Source organism: Komagataeibacter kakiaceti JCM 25156 (genome assembly GCF_000613305.1).
The window spans coordinates 1-3,235 of record NZ_BAIO01000263.1; the positions used below are offsets into that span (position 1 = coordinate 1).

Annotated in this window: 3 protein-coding genes and 1 pseudogene; 2 read left to right on the forward strand and 2 right to left on the reverse strand. The window is 66.3% G+C overall.

All coding sequences use genetic code 11. The annotated features are described in order from the left end of the window. Window positions 1-9: 9 nt before the first annotated feature. Window positions 10-903, reverse strand: coding sequence for an aldo/keto reductase (locus tag JCM25156_RS11945; protein ID WP_025813242.1), 894 nt, complete (start codon window positions 901-903; stop codon window positions 10-12). A gap of 137 nt (window positions 904-1,040) precedes the next feature. After that, on the reverse strand, window positions 1,041-2,120 hold the full coding sequence (hrcA, locus tag JCM25156_RS11950; RefSeq protein WP_084296510.1) for a heat-inducible transcriptional repressor HrcA: 1,080 nt from the start codon (window positions 2,118-2,120) through the stop codon (window positions 1,041-1,043). Between the two features lie 144 nt (window positions 2,121-2,264). On the opposite strand from hrcA, the pseudogene rph reads away from it, so the two are divergent. Continuing rightward, window positions 2,265-2,992 (forward strand): annotated as a pseudogene (rph, locus tag JCM25156_RS23950) (ribonuclease PH). Between the two features lie 5 nt (window positions 2,993-2,997). Beyond that, the coding region (locus JCM25156_RS11960; protein WP_407637121.1) for a non-canonical purine NTP pyrophosphatase at window positions 2,998-3,235 on the forward strand (238 nt) is incomplete at its 3' end.

Here is a 3,235-nt window from a genome sequence, read left to right on the forward strand (position 1 = left end):
ATCAATTGTTTACCTTGAGACGTTGTTCTGTCTGGCCCATTCGGCGCGGCCATCGTTATCAAGCTGGCGAAATTCCTCATCACTCAGCACGATCTGGGCGGCGGCGGCGTTGTCGGCCACATGGTCCGGATTGCCCGTGCCGGGAATGGGCAGCATGACCGGCGCGCGGCGCAGCAGCCACGCAAGGGCGATCTGGCCGGGCTGGACGCCCTTTTCACTGGCCAGACGGGTCAGCAGCGTATCCCCTTTGGTCAGGCCACCGGCGGCAAGCGGCGCCCACGGAATGAAGCCGATGTTCTCCCGCGTGCAGTAATCCAGCACATCTTCCGAATAACGGTTGACGAGGTTGAAGCGGTTCTGGACCGTGGCGACGGGGAAATAGAGCCGCGCGCGCTCGATCATCTCCACGGTTACTTCCGACAGGCCGACATGGCGGATCAGCCCCTGCGCGCGCATGGTCGCGATCGCCTCGAACTGCTGCTCGGGCGTGCAGTCGGCCCCCACGCGGTGCAGTTGCCACAGGTCGATGCGTTCGACACCCAGCCTGCGCATGCTCATCAGCACGCACTGGCGCAGATAGTCGGGATTGCCCACCGGCTTCCAGATATTGGGGCCATGCCGCGTATGGCCGCCCTTGGTGGCGACGATGGTGTCGGGATAGGGATACAGCGCCTCACGGATCAGGTCCTCACTGACAAAGGGACCATAGGCATCCGCCGTATCGACAAAATTGATCCCCAGCTCGGGCAGGCGGCGCAGGGTGGCCAGTGCCGCGGCACGGTCGGCGGGCTCCCCCCATATGCCGGGTCCGGTAATCCGCATGGCCCCGAACCCCAGCCGCGTGACCTCCAGGTCACCGCCGATCATGAACGATCCGGACCGCCTTGCATCGGGTGTGGGCATGTCTCTTTCCTTCCAGATTCAGGCAGGCCGGTTACCCGGCCGGGCATGCCGCTGCCATGCGGACGCCATCCCGGCCGCCCTTCATACGGCCATATAATGACATGCGACGGAGCACGGTTGCATGTTCCCGGCGCATCTCAGCCCAGCATGCGGCCGATCACCCGCGCGGTATAATCCACAACCGGAATGATGCGGGCATAGTTGATGCGGGTGGGGCCGATCACGCCAATCGCGCCCACGATGCGGTTGCTGTCCGTGCGCGCGGGCGCGACCACGACCGACATGCCCGCCATGCCGAACAGCCCGCTTTCCGCGCCGATGAAAATGCGCACCCCCTCGGACTCCCGGGCCAGATCGAGCAGGCGCAGCATGGTTTCCTGCGTTTCCAGCCGCTCGAACAGCATCTGGATGGTGGTCAGGCGCTCGATCTCGGTCACATCGGCCAGCAGGCGGCCCTGCCCGCGAATGAACAGCGTGCCGCCGCGCTCATCCGCCCCGCTCCATGTGGCGAGGCCGCTGGCCACGACTTCCGCCGTCAGGTGATCGAGTTCATTGCGGTTGGCGGTCATGTCGTTGCTGACCGTCTCGCGCAGGCGGTCAAGGGTCTGCCCGGACAGATGGGCGTTGAGGTAATTGCCCGCCTCCACCAGCGCGGAAGGCGGCAGGCCCACGGGTGTCTCGATCACGCGGTTTTCCACCTGCCCGTCCGCGCTGACCAGCACCACTAGCGCGCGGCCCGGACCCAGCGCCACGAATTCGATATGCTTGATGGTGGAACTGTCGCTCTTGGGGGCCATGACCAGCCCGGCGGCCGAAGACAGGCCCGATAGCATGGAGGACGCCTGCGCCAGCATGTCCTCCAGCGAACGGCCCTTCACATCCAGCGTGCCCGAGATGCTCTCGCGTTCCTCCTCGCTCAGGTTCCCGAACTGGAGCAGGCCATCGACAAACAGCCGGACCCCCTTTTCCGTCGGCAGGCGACCGGCGGAGGCATGGGGCGAGAACAGCAGCCCCGCATCGGTCAGGTCCGCCATGACATTGCGAATCGTCGCGGGTGAAAGCGACAGCGGCAGGCGTTGCGACAACGTGCGCGAGCCCATGGGCTCGCCGGTTTCGACATACTGCTCCACGATCTCGTGCAGGATCGCGGCGGAACGGGCGTCCAGTCCCGATAACAGGGCGGGCCGTGATGCCGGGGATCGGGTTTCCATCGCCATGCCTCCTGTAACACAGTCTTCTGCCCCACGGCGCGCCCGTGGGAAGGCCATTATAGCAGATCATGCCCTGCCCTGCCCACGCGGGACTGGAAATAGGAACGGGTTGCGGGTTATGCCGCCCCTTCACAATGCGGAGTTCACCCCATGCGCCCATCGGGTCGTGCCATCGACGCCCTGCGTCCCGTCTCCATCCAGACCGGATTCGCCCGCCATGCGGAAGGGTCCGCCCTGATCCGCATGGGGGGGACCGAAGTCCTGTGCGCCGCCAGTATCGAAACGCGCGTGCCCCCGTTCCTGCGCGGCAAGGGGCAGGGCTGGGTCACGGCGGAATACGGCATGCTGCCCCGCGCGACCCATAGCCGTGGCGGGCGCGAAGCCGCCAAAGGCAGGCAGAGCGGCCGCACACAGGAAATCCAGCGCCTGATCGCCCGCTCCCTGCGCGCGGTGACGGACCTGAAGGCGATGGGCGAAATCTCGATCACGGTGGATTGCGACGTGCTGAACGCCGATGGCGGCACGCGCTGCGCCGCCATTACCGGCGCATGGGTCGCGCTGCGTCTGGCGCTGGAAAAGCTGGTGCGCGCGGGCACGCTGGCCACGCTCCCGCTCCGGGGGCAGGTGGCCGCCATTTCCTGCGGGCTGACGGAGAACGGGGCGGTTCTCGACCTTGATTACGCCGAGGACAGCACCGCCGGGGCCGACGCCAATTTTGTCCTGACCGCCGATGGCGGCATTGTCGAGATTCAGGCACGGCGGAAAAAGACCCCTTTACCGAGGCCCAGTTCAACGCGCTGATGCGGCTGGCGCGCATGGGCACGGCGGAGCTGTTCCGTATCCAGGCCACCACGGTCAAGCAGGCGCTCGCGGCATGAACACCATGACTGACACCAACCGCCTGCGCCGTGGGGACACGCTGGTCCTCGCCACCCATAACCGGGGCAAGATTGCCGAATTCGCGGCCCTGCTGGCCGGATATGGCATCCGTGTCGTATCGGCTGGCGAACTGTCCCTGCCCGAGCCGGAGGAAACGGCGGACAGCTTCACCGGCAATGCAGCACTCAAGGCGCTGGCGGCGGCCCGGGCGGCCAACCTGCCCGCGCTGGCCGATGATTCGG

Coding starts and splice junctions, on each gene's coding strand:
- JCM25156_RS11945 (WP_025813242.1), bottom strand. CDS start 903: ATGCCCACACCCGATGCAAGGCGGTCCGGATCGTTCATGATCGGCGGT.
- hrcA (WP_084296510.1), bottom strand. CDS start 2,120: ATGGCGATGGAAACCCGATCCCCGGCATCACGGCCCGCCCTGTTATCG.